Origin of the sequence: Bradyrhizobium sp. 2TAF36 (assembly GCF_052114925.1) — a bacterium.
In the GTDB taxonomy this organism is placed as follows: domain Bacteria; phylum Pseudomonadota; class Alphaproteobacteria; order Rhizobiales; family Xanthobacteraceae; genus Bradyrhizobium; species Bradyrhizobium barranii.
Genome location: NZ_JBFRFR010000222.1, coordinates 1 through 1,550, shown reverse-complemented (window position 1 = coordinate 1,550; position 1,550 = coordinate 1). Strand labels below are relative to the sequence as shown.

General features: G+C 57.8%; 2 protein-coding genes. Both read right to left on the bottom strand.

From position 1 onward, the window contains the following. Nucleotides 1-326: 326 nt before the first annotated feature. On the bottom strand, nucleotides 327-1,328 hold the full coding sequence (locus AB4Z51_RS44815; RefSeq protein ID WP_441499755.1) for an ABC transporter substrate-binding protein: 1,002 nt from the start codon (nucleotides 1,326-1,328) through the stop codon (nucleotides 327-329). Between the two features lie 7 nt (nucleotides 1,329-1,335). Then, nucleotides 1,336-1,550: hypothetical protein (locus AB4Z51_RS44810; protein ID WP_441499754.1), on the bottom strand; the 215-nt coding region annotated here is incomplete at its 5' end.

Below are 1,550 nucleotides of genomic sequence, written 5' to 3'. Positions count from 1 at the left end.
CCGCAAGCGTCAATGCCAGCCTGGAGCGAYGCCGCTCCGCAGGACGAAACCCTCCATGCGGAGCAACTAGAAAATAGATCGACGATGACTGCTTACCAAAAGCTCGCCCGATCGCCTTCAGTGACTCCCCGCGCTTCCACCGGTCCCATAACTCCGTCTTTTCTGCCGCAGTGAAACCTCTATGAAATCTCCGTTCCATCCAACACTCCATCTTTTCCTCTAAGATAAAGTGTTGCGTCGATCAGTTGAGACCGCCCCCCGAAAACCGACATTCATCGTGAGGGGCGGCATTTCTCAACGGGGCCAATCGCAGACATTCTGGCTGCTCACTCGAACACTTCGTCGGCGGTCAGGAGAGAGTCTCGACCAGCCGCCAAACCAAGCGCCTTGGCCGCTTTAAGGTTTACAACCAGCTCGAACTTGGTTGGCTGCTGTATCGGCAACTCGGCCGGCGTTGCGCCTTTGAGTATTCTGTCCAGATAGATAGYGGTCGCGCGTGACAGGTCAGGCAGGTTGACCCCGTAAGAGACAAGGCCACCGAGCTCCACGCCCTCTCTGGCGGCGTAGATCGTCGGGAGGCGGTTCTTCTCGGCAAAGGGTACAATCCGAGAGTACTGGCTGTACAGCATCGGACTAGGAAACACGACGAGACCATCCGCTCGCGCTTTGGCCAACTCCGCAAACGCTCTTTCGAGATCGGCGGGGCTATCCGCCGGCACAAGTTTAAGGCTTGCTCCGAGAGATCGGGCGGCGCTCTCAATCTCGTTCAGCATCCCCTTCATTGTGCGCTCACCGTATGCACGAGGGTGCCACAAAACGACAACGTGAGAGAGACCGGGAACGATCTCCTTAAGCAGTTGAAGCCGTTTGGACACCAACTCCGGGCCGAGAAATGCCGTCCCGGTGACATTGCCGCCCGGCCGCGCCAGGCTGGAAGCGAGTTCGTCGTCGACGGGATCTGCCATGCCTATGCCGACAATCGGAATGGTGGAAGTCGCTTTCTTGGCTGCGCGGACGGCCGGGGTAGCCAAAGCAACAATTGCGTCGACGCGGTGCGTCACGAATTCCTGCGCGTACTCGTTGAGCTTGTCCTCATCGCCGTCTGCGAATTTACGGTAAAACGCGACATTCCTTCCTTCAGTATAGCCRAGCACACGCAATGCCGGCACAAACGCATCGAGAGTCTTTAGACTTGCGTCGGACTTGTCACCGCGGCCGAGTGAAAGCACACCGATCTGATGAAGCTTGGTCGATTGCTGAGCATGACCTGCGAACGGCCACGTTGCAGCCATACCCCCAACAACCGTGATGAACTTGCGCCGTTTCATGCGGCCCTCAGCCAAGCCGAACTATCGTACAGACAAAAGGTGGCGCCTTGGAAGTGTAATCAGGCCGGTGAAAGTCTGCTAATGGGATGGTCCGGCCGTGCTCCTGCCCCGCCAGCGATAAGCTGGCCAGGGGCGCCAAGACAAGGAGCACGCCATGTCCCAGACACTCAATACCGCGATCGCCGTGATCGGCATCGATATCGGCAAAAACTCGTTCCATGT